At 61.8% G+C, this 24,554-nt stretch carries 21 protein-coding genes and 1 pseudogene; 8 read left to right on the forward strand and 14 right to left on the reverse strand.

Translation table 11 applies throughout. The annotated features are described in order from the left end of the window. From AB0O97_RS13145 to AB0O97_RS13190, 10 genes and pseudogenes are all read right to left on the reverse strand, one after another. Window positions 1–600, reverse strand: a pseudogene (locus AB0O97_RS13145) (hypothetical protein); the annotation flags it as partial. Between the two features lie 101 nt (window positions 601–701). After that, window positions 702–1,859, reverse strand: a complete 1,158-nt coding sequence (locus tag AB0O97_RS13150) for a hypothetical protein (protein ID WP_363883254.1) — start codon at window positions 1,857–1,859, stop codon at window positions 702–704. Window positions 1,860–2,157: 298 nt separating this feature from the next. Then, entirely contained in the window at window positions 2,158–3,624 is a 1,467-nt protein-coding gene (locus AB0O97_RS13155) for a GTP-binding protein (protein WP_363883256.1), read from the reverse strand. Next, the gene (gene cysD, locus AB0O97_RS13160) at window positions 3,624–4,607 is read right to left on the reverse strand and encodes a sulfate adenylyltransferase subunit CysD (protein WP_363883258.1); all 984 of its coding nucleotides are present in this window, start codon (window positions 4,605–4,607) and stop codon (window positions 3,624–3,626) included. Before cysD ends, AB0O97_RS13155 begins: the two co-directional genes overlap by 1 nt. Then, on the reverse strand, window positions 4,604–5,320 hold the full coding sequence (locus AB0O97_RS13165) for a phosphoadenylyl-sulfate reductase (protein ID WP_363883260.1): 717 nt from the start codon (window positions 5,318–5,320) through the stop codon (window positions 4,604–4,606). The genes cysD and AB0O97_RS13165 overlap by 4 nt, the downstream gene beginning before the upstream one ends. Continuing rightward, window positions 5,317–7,134: a nitrite/sulfite reductase gene (locus tag AB0O97_RS13170; RefSeq protein WP_363883262.1), complete on the reverse strand. Its 1,818-nt coding sequence runs from the start codon at window positions 7,132–7,134 to the stop codon at window positions 5,317–5,319. Before AB0O97_RS13170 ends, AB0O97_RS13165 begins: the two co-directional genes overlap by 4 nt. Before the next feature lie 383 nt (window positions 7,135–7,517). Beyond that, window positions 7,518–8,207 carry a CbiX/SirB N-terminal domain-containing protein gene (locus AB0O97_RS13175; protein ID WP_363842972.1) on the reverse strand — a complete coding sequence of 230 codons (690 nt, stop codon included), beginning with the start codon at window positions 8,205–8,207 and terminating at the stop codon, window positions 7,518–7,520. Between the two features lie 75 nt (window positions 8,208–8,282). Further along, window positions 8,283–9,800: an MFS transporter gene (locus AB0O97_RS13180; RefSeq protein WP_363883264.1), complete on the reverse strand. Its 1,518-nt coding sequence runs from the start codon at window positions 9,798–9,800 to the stop codon at window positions 8,283–8,285. 5 nt (window positions 9,801–9,805) lie between these two features. Continuing rightward, window positions 9,806–11,026 (reverse strand): ABC transporter permease, encoded by a 1,221-nt coding sequence (locus tag AB0O97_RS13185; protein ID WP_363883266.1) that lies wholly within the window; start codon window positions 11,024–11,026, stop codon window positions 9,806–9,808. Next, window positions 11,013–12,059, reverse strand: coding sequence for an ATP-binding cassette domain-containing protein (locus tag AB0O97_RS13190; RefSeq protein ID WP_363883267.1), 1,047 nt, complete (start codon window positions 12,057–12,059; stop codon window positions 11,013–11,015). Before AB0O97_RS13190 ends, AB0O97_RS13185 begins: the two co-directional genes overlap by 14 nt. Before the next feature lie 130 nt (window positions 12,060–12,189). On the opposite strand from AB0O97_RS13190, the gene AB0O97_RS13195 reads away from it, so the two are divergent. The 4 genes from AB0O97_RS13195 (at window position 12,190) to AB0O97_RS13210 (ending at window position 14,535) form a co-directional block, all read left to right on the forward strand. Further along, window positions 12,190–12,834, forward strand: coding sequence for a trimeric intracellular cation channel family protein (locus AB0O97_RS13195; RefSeq protein ID WP_363883269.1), 645 nt, complete (start codon window positions 12,190–12,192; stop codon window positions 12,832–12,834). Window positions 12,835–12,883: 49 nt separating this feature from the next. Then, window positions 12,884–13,315 carry a hypothetical protein gene (locus tag AB0O97_RS13200; protein ID WP_363842960.1) on the forward strand — a complete coding sequence of 144 codons (432 nt, stop codon included), beginning with the start codon at window positions 12,884–12,886 and terminating at the stop codon, window positions 13,313–13,315. Between the two features lie 63 nt (window positions 13,316–13,378). Next, window positions 13,379–13,978, forward strand: a complete 600-nt coding sequence (locus AB0O97_RS13205; RefSeq protein WP_363883270.1) for a hypothetical protein — start codon at window positions 13,379–13,381, stop codon at window positions 13,976–13,978. Continuing rightward, window positions 13,978–14,535, forward strand: a complete 558-nt coding sequence (locus tag AB0O97_RS13210) for a hypothetical protein (protein WP_363883272.1) — start codon at window positions 13,978–13,980, stop codon at window positions 14,533–14,535. The genes AB0O97_RS13205 and AB0O97_RS13210 overlap by 1 nt, the downstream gene beginning before the upstream one ends. Window positions 14,536–14,748: 213 nt before the next feature. Here the strand turns inward: AB0O97_RS13210 and AB0O97_RS13215 are convergent, their stop codons facing one another. The 3 genes from AB0O97_RS13215 to AB0O97_RS13225 are packed head-to-tail and all read right to left on the reverse strand — an operon-like array spanning window position 14,749 to window position 17,959. Next, window positions 14,749–15,852: a polyprenyl synthetase family protein gene (locus tag AB0O97_RS13215; protein WP_363842951.1), complete on the reverse strand. Its 1,104-nt coding sequence runs from the start codon at window positions 15,850–15,852 to the stop codon at window positions 14,749–14,751. Continuing rightward, a complete protein-coding gene (locus tag AB0O97_RS13220; protein WP_363842949.1) occupies window positions 15,849–17,171 on the reverse strand; it encodes a geranylgeranyl reductase family protein in 1,323 nt (440 codons plus the stop codon). Before AB0O97_RS13220 ends, AB0O97_RS13215 begins: the two co-directional genes overlap by 4 nt. Window positions 17,172–17,215: 44 nt before the next feature. Next, window positions 17,216–17,959 carry a demethylmenaquinone methyltransferase gene (locus AB0O97_RS13225; protein WP_363883274.1) on the reverse strand — a complete coding sequence of 248 codons (744 nt, stop codon included), beginning with the start codon at window positions 17,957–17,959 and terminating at the stop codon, window positions 17,216–17,218. Between the two features lie 123 nt (window positions 17,960–18,082). On the opposite strand from AB0O97_RS13225, the gene AB0O97_RS13230 reads away from it, so the two are divergent. The 4 genes from AB0O97_RS13230 (at window position 18,083) to AB0O97_RS13245 (ending at window position 22,362) form a co-directional block, all read left to right on the forward strand. Then, complete coding sequence (locus AB0O97_RS13230) at window positions 18,083–19,447, forward strand: isochorismate synthase (RefSeq protein ID WP_363883276.1); 1,365 nt, start codon at window positions 18,083–18,085, stop codon at window positions 19,445–19,447. A 200-nt stretch (window positions 19,448–19,647) separates the two neighbouring features. Continuing rightward, the gene (locus AB0O97_RS13235) at window positions 19,648–20,583 is read left to right on the forward strand and encodes an ABC transporter substrate-binding protein (RefSeq protein WP_363842940.1); all 936 of its coding nucleotides are present in this window, start codon (window positions 19,648–19,650) and stop codon (window positions 20,581–20,583) included. A 52-nt stretch (window positions 20,584–20,635) separates the two neighbouring features. After that, the gene (locus AB0O97_RS13240) at window positions 20,636–21,562 is read left to right on the forward strand and encodes an amino acid ABC transporter permease (protein ID WP_363842937.1); all 927 of its coding nucleotides are present in this window, start codon (window positions 20,636–20,638) and stop codon (window positions 21,560–21,562) included. Further along, a complete protein-coding gene (locus tag AB0O97_RS13245; RefSeq protein ID WP_363842934.1) occupies window positions 21,559–22,362 on the forward strand; it encodes an amino acid ABC transporter ATP-binding protein in 804 nt (267 codons plus the stop codon). The genes AB0O97_RS13240 and AB0O97_RS13245 overlap by 4 nt, the downstream gene beginning before the upstream one ends. A 96-nt stretch (window positions 22,363–22,458) precedes the next feature. On the opposite strand, the gene menD is transcribed toward AB0O97_RS13245, so the two are convergent. Further along, window positions 22,459–24,294: a 2-succinyl-5-enolpyruvyl-6-hydroxy-3-cyclohexene-1-carboxylic-acid synthase gene (gene menD, locus AB0O97_RS13250; protein WP_363883279.1), complete on the reverse strand. Its 1,836-nt coding sequence runs from the start codon at window positions 24,292–24,294 to the stop codon at window positions 22,459–22,461. Window positions 24,295–24,554 lie beyond the last annotated feature (260 nt).

Here is a 24,554-nt window from a genome sequence, read left to right on the forward strand (position 1 = left end):
GTCGTCGATAGCGGAAACAGCTGGGGCTTGGTTAGAACTCTGGTTTACATCCGGAGCAACCGTTGTGTTCACCGCCGATGAATCCTTGGAAACAGCATTGCCTAGGACACCGACCGCGTTGCCCGAAACATTCACCGGAACAGTGACCGGAACAGCCACCTGGACGTTATCCAGCACGTCACCAACCACGCCACCGAGCAAACCGTCGTCGATAGCGGAAACAGCTGGGGCTTGGTTAGAACTCTGGTTTACATCCGGAGCAACCGTTGTGTTCACCGCCGATGAATCCTTGGAAACAGCGTTCCCAAGAACACCCACAGCGTTGCCCGAAACATTCACCGGAACAGTGACCGGAACAGCCACCTGGACGTTATCCAGCACGTCACCAACCACACCGCCAAGCAAACCTCCAAGGAGGCCCTCGGACTGGTTATTGGCGCTGTGACTGGATGTGTGGAAAAGCTGACCCTGCACCACGGAAGGTGTGTTGAGGGCATCCGAATTTGACGGCTCAGCAGCACTTGCTGCTCCTGCGCCGAGGGCAAGAAGCCCTCCAGCAAAGACCGCTGCGCACAGCGATCGACGAATTATTGCATGCATGTTGTCCAACTCCTGACAAAGATTTTTTGGCCTTGTTTGCGATCGCAAATCAAGGAAAGACCTTGGCCTCACCCTGCAAAAGGGGAAAGGCAAAAGGTCATCTAGCCAGGTGTTGATCCGGGGTTTTCGGGCATGGAGGCAGGCAGGGGCCAGTCGGTGCTGGGCAAGGCAGCGGCGCCTCCTGCGAGGGCAAACTGTGCGTACATGTGCTCATCAGCGGCCACCGGCCCAGCGGCACCACCCGATCCCCCTGCGCTGCTTCCTGAGGCGGGCCCCGGAACGGCGCCTGCAACCACTGCAGTGGCACACGGCCCCACAGCCGCATTATGGGAATCGGAGCCACAACTGGCAGCCGGCTGCGCTCCAGAGGGGACTGCAAAGGCAGCAGACTCACCAGTATTAGAAGCTCCGGCAACCTGCCGGTCAGCCAAATACGGGGCGAGCGCCCCAAAGTTTCCTACACCGATCTGCGCATCAAGGGCGGCATATTGGCTGTCAGACTTCGCATCGGCGGCCTTCACAGCCTCAACCTCGCTGACCGAAGTAGCCGCCTGGCTATGAGAACCACCGACGGTGTGGCCGTCGCCAGGAACTCCTGATGTGTCATGGCCATCGGTAGTATCGGACGTCCCTGGGGCACCTGGGATACTGGGTGTTTGGGGAACGCTCGGGGCAGCTGGAACAACTGGAGTGCTGGGAAGTGCGGGCGTCACAACAGTGTCAACGACTTCGACAACGCCGTCCGTTACACCGCCAACAACTGGCCGGACAGTTCCGGTGACCGGGTTTAGAACGGGTGCAACAGCCTGAATTACGGGTGCCGCGGCTTGATCAACGGCGCCTAAGACGGGGGTTGTGACGGACTCGGCAGCGTTGACAACTGGAGGTACCACCGCGTTGGTAATTTGGCGGACCGGGGCCACCACTGCGCCAACCACAGGGACGGTTTTCACCGCACTTTCAACCTTGTCGGTCACGGTTGAAACGGGGGCAACAACCTTGCCAACGGTACCGTTGTCGACGATGTCTTTGACAACGGGGACCTGAGAGACTGCTTTGTCTACAACGCCAACAACGGGACTCAAGATCCCTGAAATAAGCCCGTTACCCTTATCCGGTGCGGGCTTGGCTGCTGTAACAGATGTGGGGCTGGATCCTGAGGATGCAAAGGCACCACTAGAACCCAAAATGAGCAGAACTGCGGCAAATAGGGCAGCCCCAACAGCAATCCGCAGGGCGCGCGAAGCAATAGCGCTCAACGTCCATGATTCTGAGTTGCCATCCACCGCGTCCACCCCCTCGGATTACGCCAGCACTGCTTATTGAGACCATGAGAGACCGTGCAAAAACCCTGCGAACAAACGTAGAAGCTGCTCCCACGCCGTGAGATTTCGGCCGGAACAAGATCTGAGGCTCACCCTATGCCACGCCTCAGCGAAATTCCAGACTTCTCGAGAAATTTACGCACTGCTCACATGCAAAAATGATCCCGATCTCGCGTTCTGAAGCCATTTGGGGTCAGAGAGCGGGATCGGGATCATTTTTGCGACAAGCGCTCTAGATGTTGTAGCGCTCATCCTCGTGGTCTCCGGGATGGTCCCGGACAAGGCCGGCAGCCAGCGTGTTGCCGTCTTGGGGATCGATCACCAGGAACGCGCCTGTGCGGCGGTGCAGTGCGTACGTCTCGATGGGCAGCGGCGACGCCAAACGAATCTGCGCGGTACCAATGTCATTGAGTTCCAGCCCGGAGGCGGCCTGGTAGTCAAACGACTCCAGCTCTAGCTTTCCCGTGACGGCGCGGATCAAACCCTGAACGGTCTTGCTGCCGTGCTTGATCAGCACTTTAGAGCCCTCACGCAAGGGCTTCGTGGACAGCCAGCACAACTCGGCGTACAGGTCCTGGCTAACCTCGCCAAAGGTGCCCGTTGCCGCGATAACGTCACCCCGGGCAATGTCGATCTCTTCGCTCAGACGCAGCGACACCGACTGCGGCGCCACGGCGCGATCCAGCGAGCGGCCGGCAAAGTCGATGCCCACCACTGTCGCGGTCCGGCCCGAGGGAAGCACCGTAATTGACTCCCCGACCGAGACGCCGCCCGAGGCGAGCTGACCGGCGTAGGCGCGGTAGTCACGGAAGGAGGCTCCGGCGTCGTCCGCGTTGGAAAGCTCCGGAGCCAGCGCACCCTGCGGCCGGATGACCAGCTGAACGGGGAGGCGGAACGGCTCCAGCCCGCGCTCCAGCTCGTCGGTGGTGGGCAGCGTTTCCAGCAGATCCAGCAGGCTCGATCCGGTGTACCACGGGGTGTGGGCCGAACGCTCCACCACGTTGTCACCCTCCAGTGCGGAGACCGGAATGACCACCACATCATCGAGGCCGATGCTCACCGCGACCCCCTGAACATCCGTCTCGATGGTGCGGAAAATATCCTCGCTGAAGTCCACCAGATCGATCTTGTTCACCGCAACCACCACGTTGGGCACGCGCAGCAGGCGCAACACCGACAGGTGCCGGCGGGTCTGCTCCAGCACACCCTTGCGCGCATCAATAAGCACGACGACGGCATCCGCGGTGGACGCGCCCGTCACCGTGTTCTTGGTGTACTGGATGTGCCCGGGGCAGTCCGCGAGGATGAAGCTGCGCCGGTCGGTGGCGAAGTAGCGGTAGGCCACATCGATAGTGATGCCCTGCTCGCGCTCGGCCCGCAGGCCATCGGTCAGCAGCGCCAAGTCAATCTTCTGGGTACTGCCGTTTTCACCGCCGAAGCCACGGTCCGCGGAGGTGCGGGTGACGGCGTCGAGCGTGTCAGCCAAGATGGCCTTGGAATCGTGGAGCAGGCGTCCCACCAGGGTGGACTTGCCGTCATCGACGGAGCCGGCCGTGGCGAAACGGAAAAGGGTGGACTGCTCCAGCGGGGTCTCTGCGGGGGTCGCAATTTGGGCCCCCTGGCCCGAGGGGTCCCCGGCCGAGCTTGCGAGGTTGGGGAGGGCCTGGGGATCGACCACCGAGGTGTTTGTTGCGCTCATTAGAAGTAGCCATCTTTCTTGCGGTCTTCCATGGCTGCCTCGGAGATGCGATCATCGGCCCGGGTGGCGCCACGTTCGGTCAGGGTTGAAGCGGCAACTTCGCGCACCACGTCATGGACGGTGGCGGCATCGGAAGCAACGGCGCCGGTGCAGGACATGTCGCCCACGGTGCGGTAGCGGACCTGCTTGATGACGACTTCCTCATCGGAGCGCGGTTCAGAAACCGGGCCCACCGCACGCCACATGCCGTCTCGCTCGTAGACCTCGCGGTCGTGGGCGTAGTACAGGCCCGGCAGCTCAATGTTTTCGCGGGCGATGTAACGCCAAATGTCCAGCTCGGTCCAGTTGCTGATGGGGAACGCACGCACGTGCTGGCCCACTGTGTAGCGGCCGTTGTACAGATTCCACAGTTCGGGGCGCTGGTTGCGTGGATCCCACTGACCGAACTCGTCGCGCAGGCTCAAAATGCGCTCCTTGGCGCGGGCCTTGTCCTCGTCACGGCGGCCGCCACCAAAGACGGCGTCGAACTTGTTCTCGGCAATGGCATCCAGCAGCGGGACGGTCTGCAGCGGGTTGCGGGTGCCATCTGCACGCTCTGCCAACTCGCCGGAATCTATGAACTCCTGGACGGAGCCCACTTCCAGGCGCAGGCCCAAACGCTCCACGGTACGGTCACGGAAGTCAATGACCTCGGGGAAGTTGTGGCCCGTATCCACGTGCAACACGGGGAACGGAACCTTGCCGGGCCAGAACGCCTTGGTAGCCAGATGCAGCATGACTACCGAGTCCTTGCCGCCGGAGAACAGCAGCGCGGGGCGCTCGAACTCGGCCACCACCTCACGGATGATGTGGATGGCCTCGGATTCCAGCAGGTCAAGGGAGTTCAGCTCAGGACCACCAGAAGGGGTCTCCGAGCGCGAGGGGACCCCGGCCGAGCTTGCGAGGTCGGGGAGCGCTTGGGGATCAATGGTTTGGGTGCTCATACGTGTAGTCCGCATTCTGTCTTGGAGGTTCCGGCCCAGCGTCCGCTCCTGGGATCGGCGCCGGGGGCCACTTTGTTGGTGCAGGGTGCGCATCCGATGGACGGGTAGCCCTGGCTAAGGAGTGGATTCACGGGAAGGAGATTCTCATCGGAGTAGCTGATCAATTCCTCGTACGTCCAGGTGGCGACGGGGTTGACCTTGACCAAGCCGTTCTTCTCATCCCACACCACCAGCGGGGTGTTGCTCCGGGTGGGGGCCTCGTCGCGGCGCACTCCGGTGAACCAGAGTTCGTATCCGGAGAGCGAACGACTCAGCGGTTCCACCTTCCGCAGCGCGCAACACTGGGCCGGATCGCTCGCATACAGGTTTTTGCCCACCAGCGAATCCTGCTCCGCGACGGTGTTCCGCGGCAGCACGTCAACCACGTTCACCCGCAGGTTTTCAGCAACCTCATTGCGCGTGGCGTACGTTTCGGGGAAGTGGTAACCGGTGTCTAGAAAGAGGACGTCGACGCCGGGGAGCTGATCGGCAACCAGTGCCGGCAGCACGGCATCTGCCATGGAACAGGCGACGGCGGCCGCACCGGTTGCGAAGTTTTTCGCCACCCAGGCGATGACTTCCTGCGCGGACGCATCCCAGTCCAGTTCCGCTGCACCGGCTGCGGCGATGGCCTTGAGTTCATCATGGGTGCGCAGGGCGGTTGCAGTTGTCATGTCAGCAGCTCCTCATCAACTCGGTGGGCGAATTCTGCGAAGGTTTCCTCCGCCAGCTTGTTGCTCACGTAGCTGCGAATGACGCGCTCCACGTAGTCGGGCAGGTCGGGGATAGCCACCTTCAAACCGCGAACGGTGCGGCCCAGACCAGCCTCCTCACGGTTATGCGAAGACAAGCCGCCACCCAGGTGAACCTGGAAGCCTCCCTGGGTGCCGCCGTCGTCCGTGGGGACAACAATGCCCTTCAGGCCAATGTCCGCCGTCTGGATGCGGGCGCAGGAGTTGGGGCAGCCGTTGAGGTACAGCGTGAGTGGCTCATCGAGTTCCCCGGCGTCGACCAGATCAGCTAGGCGTTCCTCGAGCTCGGAAATGATGTTGATGGCCGTGTCCTTGGTGTTCACGATGGCTAACTTGCAAAATTCCACGCCTGTGCACGCCATGGTGTTACGACGGAAGACGGACGGCCGGGCGGACAGCCCAATCTCATCCAGTCCAGTAATCACTGCCTCAACGTGGTCCTTGGGAATGTCCAATGCGATGATCTTCTGCAGCGGGGTGGTGCGCAGACGGTGCGATCCGTGGGCCTCCAAAAGGTCCGCCAGAGCCAGCATCCCCGTGCCGGAGAACCGGCCCACGCAGGGGGCTGCGCCGATGAAGAAGTTGCCGTCCTTTTGCTCGTGCACGCCAACATGGTCACCGTTGACTTTCGCCTTGGGCGGGGTAACGCCGTCGGGCAGCTTGTGGCCCAAGTATTCATCTTCGAGGACCTGGCGGAACTTCTCCGCACCCCAATCCTCCACCAGGAACTTCAGGCGGGCCTTGTTGCGCATGCGCCGGTAGCCGTAGTCGCGGAAGATGCTGGTGACGCCCTCCCACACTGCGGGGCCTTCCTCCGGAGGCACGAACACGCCGACGCGCTGGGCCAGACGGGGCGCGGTGGAGAGCCCACCACCCACCCACAGGTCGTAGCCGGGGCCCAGCTCCGGATGCTCCACGCCAACGAAGGAAATGTCGTTGATTTCGTGGATGGTGTCGTGATCCGGGTAGCCGGTGATGGAGGTCTTGTACTTGCGCGGCAGGTTGGAAAACTCCGGATTGCCAATGTAGCGGTCGCGCAGTTCCTGTAGGAAATCGGTGGGATCAATGATCTCCGCCTTGGCGATGCCCGCAACAGGGGAACCAAGCATGCCGCGAGGTACATCGCCACAGGCCTCGGTGGTTTGCAGGCCCACGGCTTCGAGTCGGCGCCAGATCTCCGGAATGTTCTCGACCTCGATCCAGTGGAACTGGATGTTCTGGCGGTTGGTCAGATCCGCAGTGTTGCGCGCAAAATCAATGGAAATCTGACCCACTACCCGCAGCTGCTCGGTGGTGAGCTGTCCGCCGTCGGTCCGTACCCGCATCATGAGGTAGCTGTCTTCAAGCTCGTGCGGTTCCAGCTGTGCAGTCTTGCCGCCGTCGATCCCCTGCTTGCGCTGCGTGTACAGCCCCCACCAGCGGAAGCGGCCGTGCAGATCGTCGTCGGCGATCGAGTCAAAGCCCTGCTTGGAGTAGATAGTCTCGATGCGATGGCGCACGGACAGCCCGTCATCCTCCTGCTTCCAGACCTCGTTGGCGTTCAGCGGCGCCTTGCCATCGATCTTCCACTGCCCGTGCGGCTTGCTTGCGGGGCGGGCCCGCACGGGGCGCACCGGCTTCTCGGCTGCGGGCCCGGTGGCGGCTGGCGAGGTTGCCGCGGTCGCTGTTGTGGTGGCTTCGGAGATTGCTGCGGTGGGAGCCTCGGCGGTCGCTCCGGCTAGAGCTGTCTGTGTCATGAGAACGAGCGTAGGTTGGTCCCGCGCGGCGGCCAATCAATCGTGAAACGCGGGTTCACCTTGGGCAATATTTCGTCACACATGCCAGTGGCTTCCTATGTGTGCATGACGTACTCGGGCAGGGGCGCCATCCCGAGACTGGAATCTTGGCTTTGAAACAGCAGGTAATGCGATTTCTGATTTCTCCTGGATTCGAAACTGCGGCTGATGCGATGAAACCAGCGGATTCATCGCATCAGCTGCAGTTTCAACCTCGCGTTTCAACCTCGCGCACAGCTGGCAACTCGATTGGGCGCCGAGTATCACCCGGGCCCTAATTCCCGGGTCCTAATTCCTGGGCCCTAATTCACGGGTCCTAGTTCACGGTGCACCTTTATGCCGAATTATTGGGCGACCCTGGGCAGTGCCGCGTCAAAATGCTCCAGCGCCAGTTCCGCCAGCAGCCCGGAAGGCAACAGAGGCGGAGCCACTTGCTCAGCTCCAGCTAGCGAAAGTTGGTCGTGGAAATAGCCCGGGGCCAGCAAATAGGAGGCCACAGCCACCCCGGCAGCGCCGTCGGCCCGCAATTGTGCCACGGCTTCCGGGACCGAGGGCCGCGCACTTGCGCCATAGGCTGCCATGATCCGTTCCGGACGGCGCACGGCCAGGTCCGCGGCCAAAACCTCGATGGGTTCGGCCGCTTCGGGCCGCGAGGAACCTGCCGCCGCCAACACAATGCCCCAGTTAGCAGGCAGCTCGCCGAGCCGTTCATCGAGCAGCTTCGCCAAGCGCGGATCGGGGCCCAGCGGCGCGGCAGCTAGGGTGTTAGGCCGGCTGGCAACGGCATCAGCAATGTCCACTTGTACGTGGAACCCCACGGTCAATAGCAACGGAACCACCACTGCGCGCACATCATGGGCCAACCCGGCCACCACATCTGGTAACGCCGGTTCCTGAACGTCAACATAGGCTTCAATCACGCTCAATCCCGGACGTAATGCAACAATATCCGCCCTGAGCTGGTTGATGCGTCGCTGACCTTCGGCGTTGTTGGTGCCGTGGGCGCAGGCGATCATCACGGTTTCATGCTCCATGGTTGGGTCCTTTCCCAAGAATTCTTCACAGCCAATGTACGTCAGCGGCGTAGCTGTCCGCGCACCGATGGTGCGTCAGGAGTCAGCGAGCTCTACAGGCCCGCTCTTGTCCCCATCATCATTACCGGCGCCGTCCTCCGCGTCGCTCCTTTGCCTCCGCGCCTCGGCGTTACTGATCCCCAGTGCCGAAACCGCGCTCCCCACCAGGAACAGCAGCGCCGTGATGACCATGACCCGCCGGAACGAATCGTAGTCCAGCACACCGCCGAGCATCACGCCCGCGAGCGCCACGGCAATGAGCCCGGCCACCCGTGAAACCGCATTATTAATGGCCGATCCAATCCCGCTTTGCACCGTTGGTACCGCCCCGAGAATGGCCGCCGTCAAGGGCGCCACGGTGATGGACAGCCCCACGGCAAACACCAGTTGTCCGGGCAGAATCTGCAACCAAAAATTGAAAGGTTCCGTAGCCGACGCCATCATCGCGTAGCCCACGCCAGCCACTAAAGGCCCCAGCGCCATGAACAGCCGGGGCCCGTACTTGCCGGCGAGCGTGCCAAACGGCCCGGCCAGAAACAGCGAGATCACGGCCACGGGAAGCGACGCCAGCCCCGCCTGAGCAGCCGTAAACCCGGCAATCTCCTGGAGGAACAGCACCACCAGCAGCTGCCCCAGCGACAACCCCGCATAGATAAAGGTGGTGGCAATGTTACCCACACCGAAGTTGCGGATCCGGAACAGAGCCAGCGGCATCATGGGCGCCGGGGTTCTGTGTTCCCACCACAAGAACCCCGCCAACGCAGCAATCCCCACCACAAACGGCCCGTACACCAGCGCACTCCCCCACCCCAGCCGGTCCTGCTCAATCAGGGCAAACACCGTCCCGGCCAGTCCGACGGCGGCCAGCACAGCCCCGATGACATCGATCCGGGACGCGGGCCGCGCCACTGTGACGGCAGAAACGGCTGTGCCGGGAGGAGCAACAGGCAGCGGGGGCACGCAGGTGGTTCCGGCGTCGTACTTCAGGTTGGGGATTGGAACCGCGAGGCTCAGTCCTTTGAGCAGGATCAGGGTGGCGGCGATGGGGAAGACGTTGATGGCGAAGATGAGGCGCCAGTCGGCGTAATCGACGAGGAGTCCACCCACCAGCGGTCCGGCCAGAAATGCGGTGCCGGTCCACGCGGTCCACGAACCGATGGCCTTGCCTTGCGCGGGTCCCCGGAAGGTGGAGGTGATGAGCGCGAGCGAGCTGGGCACCAACAGCGCGGCCCCGGCGCCTTGGATTCCGCGGGCCACAATGAGCAAAAGGGCGCTCGGGGCGAAAGCGCAGGCCAGCGAGGCGAGACCGAAGATCAGCAGGCCGGCGCGGAGGATTCGGATGCGGCCGAAGGTGTCGGAGAGGGAACCGGCGATCAGAATTAGCGATCCCAGGGCCAACAAATATGCGTCCACCACCCACTGCTGCGTGGTGATGCCTCCGCCCAGCTCGCGGGTCATGGCGGGCAGGGCGACGTTGACAATGGCGCCGTCCAAAAATGCCACGAAGGAGGCGAGGATGGCCACCCACAGCACCCGTCGCTGCAGGCCGACCACGCGGCTCAGGGCTTCCGGGCGAAGGCTGTGCGCAGGGAGAGCTTGCGGCTGTATTCGATGGATCCGTAACGGAACAAGTGCACCGCAACGCGCAAGGCCACGAACCCAAACACGAACAGTTCAACAATCACAATGACCGCAGAAACGCCGCTGAGCGAGCCGAATGCGTTGCGCAGCATGGCCGTGATGGGCGCGGTGAAGGGGAAGAAGGTAAATATTTGCACGATGATCGAGCCCGGGTCGCTGACCACCATCGTCACAATATAGAACGGAATGAACATCATGATCATGACCGGGGCGAACACCGTGCTGGCGTCTTTGGCCGTGGGCATGACCGCGCCGATGCCCACCAGCACGCCCGTGAACAAGATGAATCCGCCCACAAACAAGAGCCCGCCGATGAGCATGGGCAGGAATTGGAATTGCAGATTGGAGAGATCAAAGTCCGGCATGGCGAGCTGATCCCGGAAGAAGATGTAGCCCAGCACCATGGGCGTAGCAAACACCAGCGCCTGCACCGCACCCACGAGGAACAGCGAAATGACCTTGCCCACCACCAGCGTCGTGGGGTTCAAGGTGGTCAGGATCATCTCCGTGACCCGGTTTTCCTTCTCCTCCAGCGTGGATGCGAGCATTTGGTTCGCGAGCAGGATAATCACCACGTAAAACAGCACCAGGAACAGCAGCGGCGGCACCACGGTTTCCAGCCCGCCGGAGATTTGTCCGTCCTTGAACGTCTGGGACTCGGTGCTGAAATTCCCCTGCACGGCCGCCGTCAGCTCCGCCGAACCCACCTTTTGCTGCGCGGAAAGCACCACTAGCTGTTTGGCCACGGCGTCGTAGCTGCCGTTCTTGAAAATGCCCTGATCCGTCCCGTAGACCCTCACCGGATCCTTCCCGATGCTGGCCGGGAAGTTGAAGTATGCGTTGAGCGTGCCTTCCCTGACACGTTCGACGGCGGTTCCCGGGTCCTTCTCTAGCGTCCCACCCATCGCCGTGGCTAGCTTGGGTTCAATGAGCCCGGAGGCATCCGAATAGCTGAAGGCCAACGTTTGGTTCTTTTGCTCATCGGAGCGCTGTTGCGTGCTGGAATTGCTAGCGAAGACCAGCGCGAAGACAATCCCCAGAAGCACGGGGATGGCCAAGGTGGCTATCCAGAACCGCCGTTTCTTCACCGTCCTGGTGAACTCAAACTGCACTACCGTGCCCAAGTTATGGCGCGCCATGTGTGCCACTTCCCTTCCGGCGCAGTCCGCGGGCGGCGAACCATCCAGTGCCTGGACCGGGGCCGGGATCTTCGCCGGGCCCTTCGCCCGGCCCTTCGCCCGGTGGCGAGACCGCGGCGCCAGCTTCACCCGGCACTTCGCCGTAGACCTGAATGAAGATGTCTTCCAGGCTGCGTTTGGCCGCGACGAAGCCGCGCACCACCACCCCGTCAAGCACCAAGTCCTTCAGCACGGCAGACTCATCCACGGCATCATCCAGTGACAGCTCGGCGTAGTTAGTTTCTTGGAGCGTAATGTCGTAGTGCGGCGAGCGAGGCAGGACTCCGGAGTATTTGAGCCTGATGGTCCGGCCACCAAACTGGTTCTGGACCTGATCAATGGTGCCGTACGCCTCCGCTTTGCCGTTCTTGAGGAGGATGATTCGGTCGCAAAGCCGTTCCACTTCTTCCATCTGGTGGGTGATCATCATGACCGTGGCTCCCGCTTCTTTGCGTTCTTCGATGATGTCCATGAGCAGGCGTCTGTTCACCGGGTCAAAGCCTTTGGTGGGTTCATCCAGGATCAGCAGCTCCGGATCATTCATGATGGTGACCCCCAACTGCACCTTCTGCTGCTCGCCACCAGAAAGCTTGTCCACCCGCACATCGGCTTTGTCGGCGAGGTCAACCTTGTCCAAATAGTCCCGTGAAAATGCTTGTGCAGCCTGTTTGGACAAGCCCTTGAGCCGCCCAAAATAGCTCATCACATCCAGCACCGACTCCTTTTTGTACAAGCCGCGCTCCTCGGGCAGGTAGCCGAGCCGGGCGCCAAAGTCGTCGCTGAATACCTTGCCGTTGATCTCCAAGGTTCCCGAGGTGGGCCGGTAGATGCCCAGCAAAGCACGGATGGTGGTCGTTTTTCCGCTGCCGTTACTGCCCAAAAACCCGAACGTCTCCCCGCGCGCCACATCGAAGGAGAGCCCCTCGATGACCTTTTTCGCACCGAAGTGCATGTGGAAGTCTTGAACATGAATCAACGACTGGGCGGGGCTCATTCACCCAGCGTAGTCACAAATCGGCTCGGTGGCGTCAAGAAATCCACTCCCTTTTCAGGCAGACGCGCTACGCTGACGCTAACTTGGTGATCCCTCCCAACCCCTTCGAACTCGCGTGAAGATTGTTGCCATGACCCTTGATCTGCCGCTCGCCCTCGACCTTTTGGGCGTCTTTTTCTTCGCTGTCTCTGGCAGCCTACTCGCCGCCCGGAAGGGATTCGACCTCGTCGGTTCGGTGCTATTGGGCTCCATGGTGGGCCTGGGCGGGGGCGTGCTGCGCGACATCATTCTGGCCGACGGTCCGCCTGCAGCCTTCTCCAACCCCATCTATTTGGTCCCACCCTTGGCTGCTGCCGCATTGGTCTACTTCACTGTAAAGAATGTCCAGCGCAGCGGGCGTTTACTTTTCATGTTCGACGCCGGTGGGTTGGCACTGTTTTGCATCACCGGTTCGCTGAAGGCCCTCGAAGCTGGCATGACTCCCGTAGCTGCAATTCTTCTGGGCGTCACTACGGCCGTGGGCGGCGGCATCCTGCGCGACATCACCGCCAACGAGGTACCCAAAGTCTTCGATCCCCAAGACCTCTACGCGATACCGGCGCTTATTGGTGCCGCACTGGCCACCGGGCTGTGGCACTTAGGCTGGCTGAATTTAGCTACCGGGACCGTTGCCGCCGTTGCCGTTTTCGCTATGCGCATGTTGAGCCTGCGGTACGGTTGGCGCGCACCGCTAGCTGCCCGTAGCTGGGCACCCCGGCTGCCCCGGCGCAGATAGGATTGAGCTAAAGCGATTTGCTACCTGTTGCTAGTTTCTGGAGATCTGAATGTCTGACATGTTCGTAGAGAAGTTCCGCGGCCTAGTTCCGTTATACCTAGAGGAGCCGTGGCAAGAGGCCGACGGCATCACCTGGGCGGATCTGGACGCAGTCTTTGCAGAATTGCAGATCACGGTGCCTTTGGCATTGCGGGAGTTCCTGCACGCTGTGGGCAACTGCGAGGAGCTCATGGAGGCGTACTACTACTTCTGGGATCCCGAAGAGCTGGAAATTGAAGACGGCTACCTCCTGTTCCTTGAGGACGAGGAGGAGGCCTACACTTGGGGCATTTTGGTAGACCAAGCAGAAGTTCCCGATCCCATCGTGTGGCGTCGCAACAACGCCACAGGTGTTTGGATCAACGAAGAAGGCACCTTCAGCGAGTTCGTGTTTGACATGCTCGACTGGGTCTTCAATGAGGTGCTCAGCGACGAGGACTGATCGTTAGGCAAATGCACAGCCGCAGCTATGGGAATATTCATCCGGGAGCGGTAGCGTGGCGTTATGAACGCACAGGAGCCTTTGAATGGATTGAATCCGGACCCGGCTGCAGTCGTTGGCCTGGTTGAAACGTTGGTAACAGGGATGTGGCCCCGCTCGGATTCGGACCGCAAGGCCTGGTTCGAGGCGCATGGTCTGGTCACCGGCGCACCCTGGGATGATGCCGGGAGTGCGCCCGCCGTGTCACATTATTCCCTGCGCACGCCCTTGGCCGGTGGGGGGATTTCCTCGTCATGGACGTCCTACGGCGCCAAGTTCCTGGGGATCAGCATGCAGCTGTATTCGTCTATGCAGACGGACAACCCCTCCACACGGGAAGGTTTCGTTGACATTCACAGCCGCCTCACCAAACTGTACGGAGAAGGGTCCAACCCTTGGCATGATCCCGTGGTTCAGGCATGTGTTTGGAACGTCAACGGCCGCCGCATTGTGATCCGCTTCTTCAATCTCCAGCACAGTGGGGTCATGGTCAGTGTTGACGACGCCGGCTTGGCCACGGCCTCAGAAGCAGAAGCTCGACGCCGAAACGCACCCACGCATTGGAATGACAGCGCCGAAGGTGCAAGCCCGTTTGCCATCCCCAGGATGGGCCGCCAGAGCTGATGCCTTCGGATCTTCACCCGCCCGGTCTGGAACTGGAAGCCCCCATTGATCCTTCGGCGGTGGTGGCCATGGTGGCGGAAATTGTCCGTGATCCATGGCCGTCCTCGGATTCCGGGAGGGAACAGCTGTTCAGCCGGCTGGGCCTGAGAACGTCAGCTTTGCGGGCGGTGCAAAACCCGCACAGCGTCGGCTCCGAACAACACTTTCTCACCGATCCGCCCCTCGCAGGCCCCGTGCTTTGCACTTGGGTTCTGGAGGACGGCATGTTCACCCAGATCTATTTCCAACTGCGCTTCGAGGCTGTGCCGCCCAGCCCCGAAACCACCGGGTGCTTTGCGGAAATCATGCGCCAATTCACGCAGGCTTACGGCGAATCGAGCGCTCCCCCGCCCGGTCAAAAGGGCTTTCACCACAGGTGGGACGCCAACGGACGCGAACTCGAGGTCCGCTACGGCAACGAAGCACGCAGTTCACTGATGATCAGCATTTCAAAGTCGATGTTGGCAACCCTGGCTGCACAAGACGGGCCGTCCGCACAAGACGGGCCGTTGACTTAAAAGCTAGACGTCGCGGGAGACCACGGCTTCGGTGAAGTCACACATCAGCTGCCCTGCAGAAATGCCGCCGTTTGACGCGAATGCCATAGGTCAACCCTGGCATTTACGTCAAACGGCGGCATTTCTCACTGGCGCGCACCTCCGCGGACGGTTTTCTGGGCCCACGCCCGGGAGGGGCCCATCCGAGGCACGAGGTTGGGGAGCAGGTGGCGGCTAGACGTCGCGGGAGACCACGGCTTCGGCGAAGCTGGCCAGTGCCGTCTTGACGATTCCCTCGGGCAGCGGTGCCAGAGCTGCGATGGCAGCATCGGACCATTCGCGGGCCACAGCCCAGGATTCCATCGTGACGGGGTGCTCGCGCAGCGCGGTTACAGCTTCGGCAAGTGCCTCATCGCTGGACAGATCGCCATCCACCAACGCCAGTACGGCAGCAGCCTGCGCGTCGCCGGCTGCAGCAGCGTTACGCAGCAGGAGCACCGGTAGGGTAGCGATGCCTTCGCGCAGATCGGTTCCGGGTGACTTTCCCGAAACCTGCTTCAGCCCGGTCACGTCTATGACATCATCAGCAAGCTGGAAGGCGACGCCCACCTTTTCGCCGTATTCCAGCAGCACGTCTTGGCCCTCTTCTGAAACGCCGCCGAAGATGGCACCAAGCTGCCCCGAAGCTGCAACCAGCGAACCTGTCTTGTCAGCAATGACAGAGAGGTAATGCTCAATGGGATCTTCGTCATCACGCGGACCAACGGTCTCGTGCAGCTGGCCCAGGCACAGGCGCTCGAAGGTGCGGGCCTGAATTTCCAGGGCACGGCCACCGAGAGCCGAGACCAGGATCGAGGCACGGGCGAAGAGGAGGTCACCGGTCAGGATGGCAACCGTGTTGCCCCACACCTCGTGGGCTGTGGGGGCGCCGCGGCGGAACGGCGCGGAGTCCATCACGTCATCGTGGTAGAGCGTGGCCAGGTGCGTCAGTTCAACCACGACGGCGGCCTGCGCCACCTCCTGACGGTCCGGGTCCCCGAGGTGGGCAGCAAGGAGCGCCAACAGTGGGCGGATGCGTTTGCCGCCGGCTTCCACTAAGTGGCGGCTCGTAGCATCTGCCAGAGGGTCGGAATGGGCGATTGCTTCACGCAACACCTTTTCCACCCGGGCCATGCCCATCGAGATGGAGGGCCCCAGATCCGGGTCCTCTGCCACGGCAGTGAAACCGGACGGCAGTTGCAGCCCCGTGGCAATGGCCATGGTGCTGGGATTGGGATCCTCAGACTCGGGGCGTCCTTGCCCGGCGTGGGTCCAGCTGTGGTTCGCGGAAGTAGTCACTGCTTAACACTAACTATTGGTAGGGATTGTTGCTTGGATGTGCGGGTAATGTCCTGGTTGCTGGTGGCAGGGACGAGCTTCTCCAGTAGATGAATCACTCTATCCTCAAATCCGCGTTTATCTGTGTCGCTCAGATTCGTCATGAGTCGGACAACAAAACGCATCAGCACCGGCACGCTCATGCCTGAGCGCAGGGCCAGCTTCATAATGGTTGGATTGCCGATCATGGATGCGAAGACGCGGCCCAGCGTGAAGTGGCTGCCCCATTGCTCACGGACCAGCGTTCCGTAGTTGGAGAGTGCGTGATCGGCGGCCAAGCGTGAGTTGGTGCCAGCTGCCTGAACAATGTGTTCGGCTGCAAAGCGGCCCGATTCCATGGCATAGGAAATACCCTCACCATTGAACGGGCTCACCATGCCGCCGGAATCTCCCAGCAGCAGTAGACCATCCGAATAATGCGGCGTGCGGTTGAAGGCCATTGGCAGCGCAGCTCCCCTGATGGCACCTACCTGGTTTTCCGGCGTGAAGCCCCATTCGCCGGGCATGGCGGCCGTCCAGTCACGCAATACGGCCCGGTAATCGAGCTTGCCGAACTCCTTGGAGGTGTTCAGGATGCCCAGACCAACATTGGAGGTGCCGTCGCCAACACCAAACACCCATCCGTACCCGGGCAGCGTCCGGCCGTCCGGTGAGGAAAGCTCCAGCCAGCCTTCCATCCAGTCATCGTCGTGGCGGGGGGAGGTGTAATAGGTACGGTAGGCCACACCCATGGGCCGGTCATCACGCTTTTCAAGTCCCAGCGAGACGGCGGTGCGGGTGGAGTTCCCGTCAGCTGCCAGCACCACATCGGCATGGAAGTCAGCGGTTTCGCCCGTCTTCCGGCCAGCCCCATCCAAAAGTGCCGCCCTGGCACCCACCACAGTTCCGGCGTCGTTAGTGAGAGCCTGGGTCACCGAGTGACCTTCAAGGATCACGGCACCGGCGGCACGCGCATGGTTGGCGAGCGACTCGTCAAAGCCCAGACGGGTGCGAATGAGGCCGTAGTTGGGGAAGTCGGTGAGTTCGGGCCACGGCACCTCGATCTGGCGGCCGCCGGCAATCAGGCGTAGGCCCTTGTTGCGGCGCCAGCCTTCGGAGGGGTCGTGCGGCAGGCCCATGAGCTGCATTTCGCGTACGGCACGCGGGGTGAGGCCGTCGCCGCAGACCTTTTCACGGGGGAAACGGGTCTTCTCCAGCACGGTGACCTCGATCCCGGCGGACGCCAGGTGCCAGGCCGCGGTGGATCCGGCGGGACCGGCACCTACTATCAGTACCTTCACGGTGGGTGGGGTTCCTTACGGTTAACGAATGAGCTTACGAACGGTTAGCGAACGGCGGTGGCGCTGGTGCCGGCGGTGGCGGTACCGCCACCATCCAGCGGCTTCACTGCGCGGTGAACAGCCACAATGCCGCCGCTCAAATTCCTGTAGGCCACGGAGTCCCAGCCGGCTTCGGTGAGCCAGGCGGACAAGTTGTCCTGATTGGGCCAGACCCGAATGGACTCTGCCAGATAGACGTAGGCGGCCGGGTTGGAGGCCACTTTTTTGGCGATCGGTGGCAGCGCGCGCATCAAGTATTCGGTATAGACGGTGCGGAATGGGGCAAAGGTGGGGTGTGAGAATTCGGCCACCACCAGCTTTCCGCCGGGCTTGGTCACGCGCAGCATTTCCCGGAGCGCCTTCTTCGGATCCATGACGTTACGCAGCCCAAAGGAGATGGTGGAGGCGTCAAAGGAGTTGTCCGCGAAGGGCAGATTGGTGGCGTCCCCGGCAATGAAGTCGATGTCCGGGCGGCGGCGCTTACCAACTTTGAGCATGCCCACGGAGAAGTCGCAGGCCACCACGTTCACTCCGGCGTCAGCAAAGGGTTCGCTCGAGGTGCCGGTTCCGGCGGCCAGGTCCAAGACCCGCTGGCCGGGAGCTGCTCCTACGGCGTCCACCACGATGCGCCGCCAGCGACGTGTCTGCCCCATGGACAAAATGTCGTTGACGATGTCGTATTTTGGGGCCACGTCGTCAAACATGGCGGCCATTTCTTCCGGACGCTTCTCCAAAGATGCACGGTTCACTCCCTTAGTCTCTCAAACTTTGTGCAGCTTCGCGCATTATGGGGCGGCCCCGAGGCAGCTTGTGGGCCATCACACCGCCAGCACACCGGATTTTGCTGCCCTAGCGAGTAATCTGGACTCATCATGACTGACTCCTTCTCGCTGCGCGCCCTCACCCTGGCCCTGGCACCGGCCACGCTGACGGAGCTTGGCATCCCCAACCCCGGCGCACTTTTGGACGCAGGCGCCGCAGATTCCCCCGACGGTCCGCTCTGTTGGTTGCGCCGCGGCGAAGGTCTCGTGGGTTTCGGCGAAATAGCCTCCTTCGCAGGCACCGGCGTCTCACGCTTTTCCGACGCCGAACAGTGGTGGAAATCGCTGCTGGCCACCGCTGATGTGGACGATTCCATCCGCATGCCAGGCACCGGCGCCATGGCCTTTGGCTCTTTCGCCTTCTCCAAAACCAGCGCCTTCGAATCCGTGCTGATCGTCCCGGCCCTGGTAGTGGGCTTCTCCGCCGGCACGGCCTGGTTGACCCAACTTTCTCTGGACGGCACCGTCCCCACCGCCGAATCTGCTCTAGGGCTCCTACGAGATTTGGCCTCTTCTGCTCCCTCCGCTTCCCTTTCTCCTTCCCTTGAAAGTTCGACGCCGGATTCCGCCTCCGCGGGCACCGTGCGTTCCGGTGCACTCACCGAAGAGCAATGGAAGGGCTCCGTACAGGCTGGCGTCGCGGCCATTGCCCACGGCGGCCTAGAGAAGGTAGTTCTAGCCCGGGATGTTCTGGCTACCTTTCCGACACCGGTCCGCAGAGTCTCAATTCTGCAACGATTGGTGGGCCTGTACGACGAATGCTGGACCTACGGCGTCCGCGGATTAGTGGGTGCCACGCCCGAAATCCTGATCAAGGTGGACGGCTCCACAGCGCAGGCCCGAGTGCTCGCCGGAACCCTTGACCGTGAGGACGAACCAGCCGGTTCCACCGGCTTCGCCGACACCGTTCTGGGCGGCTCCATCAAGCAGCGCCACGAACACGACTTTGCCGTCCGTTCCCTCACTCGGCAGCTTGCTCCCTTCGCAACTGACCTGTCCTTTCCGGCGGAACCGTTCATTTTGGAACTGCCCAATGTGTGGCACCTGGCATCCGATGTCACCGCCCAGTTGGCCAGCTCAAATGGACACGTCCCCACCTCCTTGGCCCTCGTTGAGGCCCTACATCCCACGGCTGCCGTGTGCGGAACGCCGCGGGAAGAGTCGGCAACGCTCATCCTGGAGCTGGAGAAAATGGACCGCGGACCCTACGCCGGACCGGTCGGCTGGCTCGATGGCGCAGGCAACGGCGAATGGGGCATTGCCCTGCGCGGAGCCGTTTTGGAAGATGCCCACACGGTGCGTCTCTACGCTGGCGCAGGCATCGTAGAAGCCTCGGACCCGGAGGCCGAGCTGGCCGAAACTTGGGCAAAATTCAGGCCCATGCTGCAGGCCTTGAAACTGCCAAACCGTCCCTAGAACGGCTCCCGAACCAACTCTTCCTTCCCGATTCACCCCTGCTTCAGTCCCGTATTCCAGACACAAACTACCCCGCGGCCCTTGCGCAGCACTCCCTAGAGTTGTTCAATAGTGAAATCCTGTTTACCGTGATGTACATCACGGAGGGTTACACTAGATGTCAAATGCTGGCTCCTTAGGGACTACACAAAGGGTAATCAATGCAAATCTCATCCAAGCTGGGCCTGCGCTGCGCAGCCGTCCTTGCCGTTGCAACTTTGGCGCTTACGGGTTGCACCACAGCTTCCCAGGATGGCGGCACTGAAAGCAGCGGAGGGTCTTCGCAAGCAGCGTCTTTCGATCCCACCACCGTGGCCAAGGACGACGCTTTGATCGCGTTGCTTCCGGCAGCTCTGAAGGACAAAGCCACCCTTGACGTAGGTGCCGACACCTCCTATGAGCCGGCAGAATTCTTGGACAAGGACGGTCAGACACCGATCGGCTACGACGTGGACATTGCCAAGGCCATCGCCGCCACGCTGGGCAAGAAGGCTGTTGTCCACACCTCAGACTTCTCCGCGATCATTCCCAAGATCGGTACCGTCTACGATCTGGGCATTTCCTCCTTCACCATCAATCCCGAGCGTTCCAAGGCCGTGAACTTTGTCAGCTACTTCAACGCTGGTGTTTTGTGGGCCGTTCAGAAGGGCAACCCCAAGGGCATCAGCATGGATGACCTGTGCGGCAAAAAGATCGGCGTCCAGACAGGCACCGTTGAAGAAGATCCGGATGTGAAAGACCGTTCGGCCAAGTGCGTCGCTGAAGGCAAGCCGGCCATTGACATCGTCTCGTTGAAGAACCAGACCGACGTCACCACCCGCTTGGTTGGCGGCACCATCGACGCCATGAGCGCTGACACCCCCATCATCAACAACGCCTTGGCTAAGACCAACGGTCAGTTGGAGACACTCGGTGAAGCGTACGACTCCGCCGAGCAGGGCATCGCCGTCGCCAAGGACGACATGGCATTTGCCGAGCTCATCGAAAAGGTCATGAACAAGCTCATCGACGACGGCAGCTACACCAAGATCCTGACCACCTGGAACAATCAGGATGGCGGATTGACCAAGGCCGTACTGAACCCGACGGCGGGATAATACCTTGAGTCGGCGATCCTCATTCCGGGCTTCGCACGGCCCTGGGGCGGACGTGGAACGCATTGATGCAGTTCCCGTCCGCCACCCGTGGCGGTGGGTCGGCGCCGCCGTCATCTTGCTGGTGGTTATTCTTGCCATCCAGTCGATGACCACCAACCCCAAGTTCTATTGGGGTACTTTCCGCACCTACGTTTTTGACGTTCTTGTCATTCAAGGCGTGGGCTGGACTCTGGTCCTGACCGTTACCTCGATGGTCATCGCCATTGTCTTGGCAATCTTGCTGGCCTTTATGCGCCAGTCGGATAACCCCTTGTTCAGGTACGTGTCGTGGGTGTGGGTCTGGTTCTTCCGTGGCACACCCGTGTACACCCAGCTGCTGTTCTGGGGATCTGTGGGTGTGCTGTACCCGAAGATCGTTCTAGGGGTTCCTTTTGGGCCGGAACTTCTTTCTTGGGACACGGCCACTGTCATCAACGCCACCGTCGCCGCCATTGTTGGTTTGGGGTTGAACGAGTCCGCCTATCTGGCAGAGATCTTCCGCGCAGGCTTGAAGTCAGTGGACAACGGCCAAATGGAGGCCGCGGAGGCGCTGGGCATGCGCCGCTCGAAGGTCATGTGGCGGATCATTTTGCCCCAGGCCATGCGCGTCATCATCCCGCCCACAGGCAACGAGACGATTGGCATGCTCAAGACCACCTCGCTGGTCTTGGCTGTTCCTTTCACCTTGGATCTGACGTTCGTGACCAACGCATTGGCCAGCCGTACGTTCCTGCCCATACCGCTTCTTATGGTTGCAGCGTTCTGGTACCTGGTCATCACCTCAATCCTGATGGTCGGCCAATATTACATTGAACGACACTTCGGCAAGGGTGTAGATAACGTCACGAAGGCGCCGGTTCAGGCCACCGCCGCAGTGGCTGCTGCCCATGCTGTCCCACCCACCGCAACTGATGACACGACGGAAGGCGGCAAGCCATGACCCATACCGCTTCAGTGAGTAACTCTCACTCAGCCGCAGTGAAACCACTCGTGGAGATCCAGGGCGTGCACAAGTTCTTCGGCGACCATCATGTGCTCAAGGGCATCGACATGACCGTCAACCCGGGCGAAGTTTCCGTGATCATTGGTCCGTCAGGTTCGGGAAAGTCCACGCTGCTGCGCTGTATCAACCTTCTGGAAACCCTCAGCGCAGGCCGCATCTATGTGCATAATGACCTGATCGGTTACCGGGAAGTCAACGGGAAGCTGCACGATCTGAACACCAAGCAGATCGCGGCCCAGCGCCGGGAAATCGGCATGGTATTTCAGCGATTCAACCTGTTCCCGCACAAGACTGCCCTGCAGAACGTGATTGAAGCTCCTACCCAGGTGAAGCGTCAGTCCAAGGCGGCCGCGAAGCTGAAGGCACTGGAATTGTTAGAGATGGTGGGCTTGTCCGACCGCGCCAACTTCTACCCGTCCCAGCTTTCTGGCGGGCAGCAGCAGCGTGTTGCCATTGCCCGCGCCTTGGCCATGGAGCCGGAGTTGATGCTCTTCGATGAGCCCACCTCCGCTCTGGACCCTGAGCTGGTGGGCGACGTTCTGGAAGTCATGAAGAACCTGGCCAAGTCCGGCATGACCATGATCGTGGTAACCCACGAGATCGGCTTTGCCCGCGAGGTTGGCGACACATTGACGTTCATGGACGGAGGCGTTGTGGTGGAAAGCGGTAACCCGCGCGAGATCATCGCCAACCCGCAACATCACCGCACCAAGGAATTCCTCAGCCGCGTTCTGTAGCGGCCGCAATAACGAAGCGGGCCTTGGCAGTGGTTTCCACCACTGGCAAGGCCCGTTTTTGTGTGCCAGCTGAACACACCAAAGAATCTTGGCAGCTCAGCTGGAAAGGACCGCCGCAGCAATGCTGGCGTGCAGCTCCCGCAAGTCAGCGCGGCTGGCGGCAGTAACCTCAATGACGCACGGCCACAGCACCGGGGCGGCCAGCGCCGTGGTGAGTTGAGCCGCCGTGCCTACCGAAACGTGGCTCCAGCCAAAGGCCGCGGCCAGCGCGCCCAAACTCGCCGTATGCGGAGTCCCAAAGAAACGTTCCACGGCGGCAGCGTAGTTGGGCGCCTCGGCCAGCTTTCCATGCTCCAAGACTGAGAAGATACCACCACCGCCGTCGTTCAACACGATGACTTGCAGCTTCGGCAGTGCCTCCGCTGGGCCAATGTTCAGTGCGCCAGAATCGTGGAGGAAGGTCACGTCGCCCATCAGCACTCGGGTGGTCTGACCGGTGGCCAGGGCTAGTCCAGTTGCCGTTGAGATGGTCCCGTCAATCCCGGCCAAGCCACGGTTCGCGTGCACAGCAATGTGGTTGGTCTGGGTGGGTTGCGCGGCTAGATCTGCGTCACGGACCGGGTTGGAGGAGCCGAGCATGAGGATGCTGCCTGCGTCCTTCTGGGCCGCTTCCCACACCGCTCGGGCCACTTGCAGCCCGTTCAGTGTGCTGGCTGCGCCGAGCTTGCCGCGGCCTGGCCGCTCAATGGCATCTTTGCCGGTTCCCGTGAGTGCTGAGTCGAGGGCCGCTTCGGCGTGTTCGCTGGCCTGTTGCCAGGCTTGCAGCCAACCTTCGGGTCCGCGGCCTGCAAAGCCGAGCAGCTGGTCCCACTGTGTCAGGATCAATTCGGTCCTGCGCCCGGGTTCAAACCACGGCACAGGAACAGGAACGAACAGCGCCCGCTCCAGATCCGTGCGCGCCAGCAAATTACTGATCTGGCGGGACAGTGTTGGGCGGCCAAAAACCACGACACGCTCAATGGGGTGCATCCTCTCGGGTCCAAATTGATCCAGCAGCAGCCGGTACGCGCCAATGGCATTGGGCCCAAAACGGGCGTTGGAGGATGGTTCGGCCAGCAGCGGAAGGCCCAGCAACCGGGCGAAGTACTCGGCCTCGGGACCGGCGCCATGGCCGGCAACCACCACCGTTCTGTGGCTGGAAGTGGGGGTGGAGAAGGGCTGGAACATCTCCGCCGGAAGACCTTCAACAGTGGTCTCCGAGACACCATCCCCTGGCTCGGGAGCCGTAAGGGTGCCGCTGGCTTCGGAGCCTGAGCCGGCGTCGTCCGTGTTTGTGTTTGCATCTGCATTTGTGCCCAGCTCAGGGGTCTCGATGACCGGCATCAGCCGTTCCCACTCGGAACCGTCCACGGCGGGGGTCAAGGGATCGCTGAAGGCTAGATTGACCTGGACCGGGCCGGCCGGGATGCCGTCGAGCCTGCCCATGGCGGCGGTCAATGCGGTAGCGACAGCGCCGGTGGGGTCAGAGCCGGCGGCCACATCGGTGGCGAAGCGGACGTGCTCGCCGAAGAGATCCAGCTGGACCGTGGTCTGATTTGCGCCGGTGCCACGGAGCTCCACGGGGCGGTCGGCGGAGAGCACCAGCAGCGGCACCCCAGCATGGTTGGCCTCCATGACGGCCGGGAGTAGATTGCCCACGGCCGTGCCGGAAGTGGTCACAATCGCCGCAGGCCCCTTGGCGCCCAACGCGAGACCGAGGGCGGTGAATCCGGCCACGCGTTCGTCGATGCGCACGTGCACGGTGATCCTGTTATCAGCTTCAGCCTCGGCCAGGGCATAGACGAGGGGGGCGCTGCGGGATCCGGGAGCCATCACCACGTGGCGCACTCCGGCGCGTTCGAGCGCATCAACAACATAGCGGGCGGCATCCATCGAGCTCAGTAAAGTCACGTCTCTAACTCTAGCCATCCGTTGGGAAGGTGGCGCGCCTCAGGAATCGGCCCGGCCGCCCCCGCGAGTCCCCGCCCCCGCCGCCCTCTGCGCCGCCCCCGCGAGTCCCCGCCCCCGCCACCCTCTGCGCCGCCCCCGCGAGTCCCCGCCCCCGCCACCCCGCGAGTCGGCGGATATGGCCCCCTATACCGCAGGAATTGAACACGCCAAGTTTGACCAGGACATGATCCGACGATCAGGTT

The organism is Specibacter sp. NPDC078692, assembly GCF_040686835.1.
GTDB lineage: Bacteria > Actinomycetota > Actinomycetes > Actinomycetales > Micrococcaceae > Specibacter.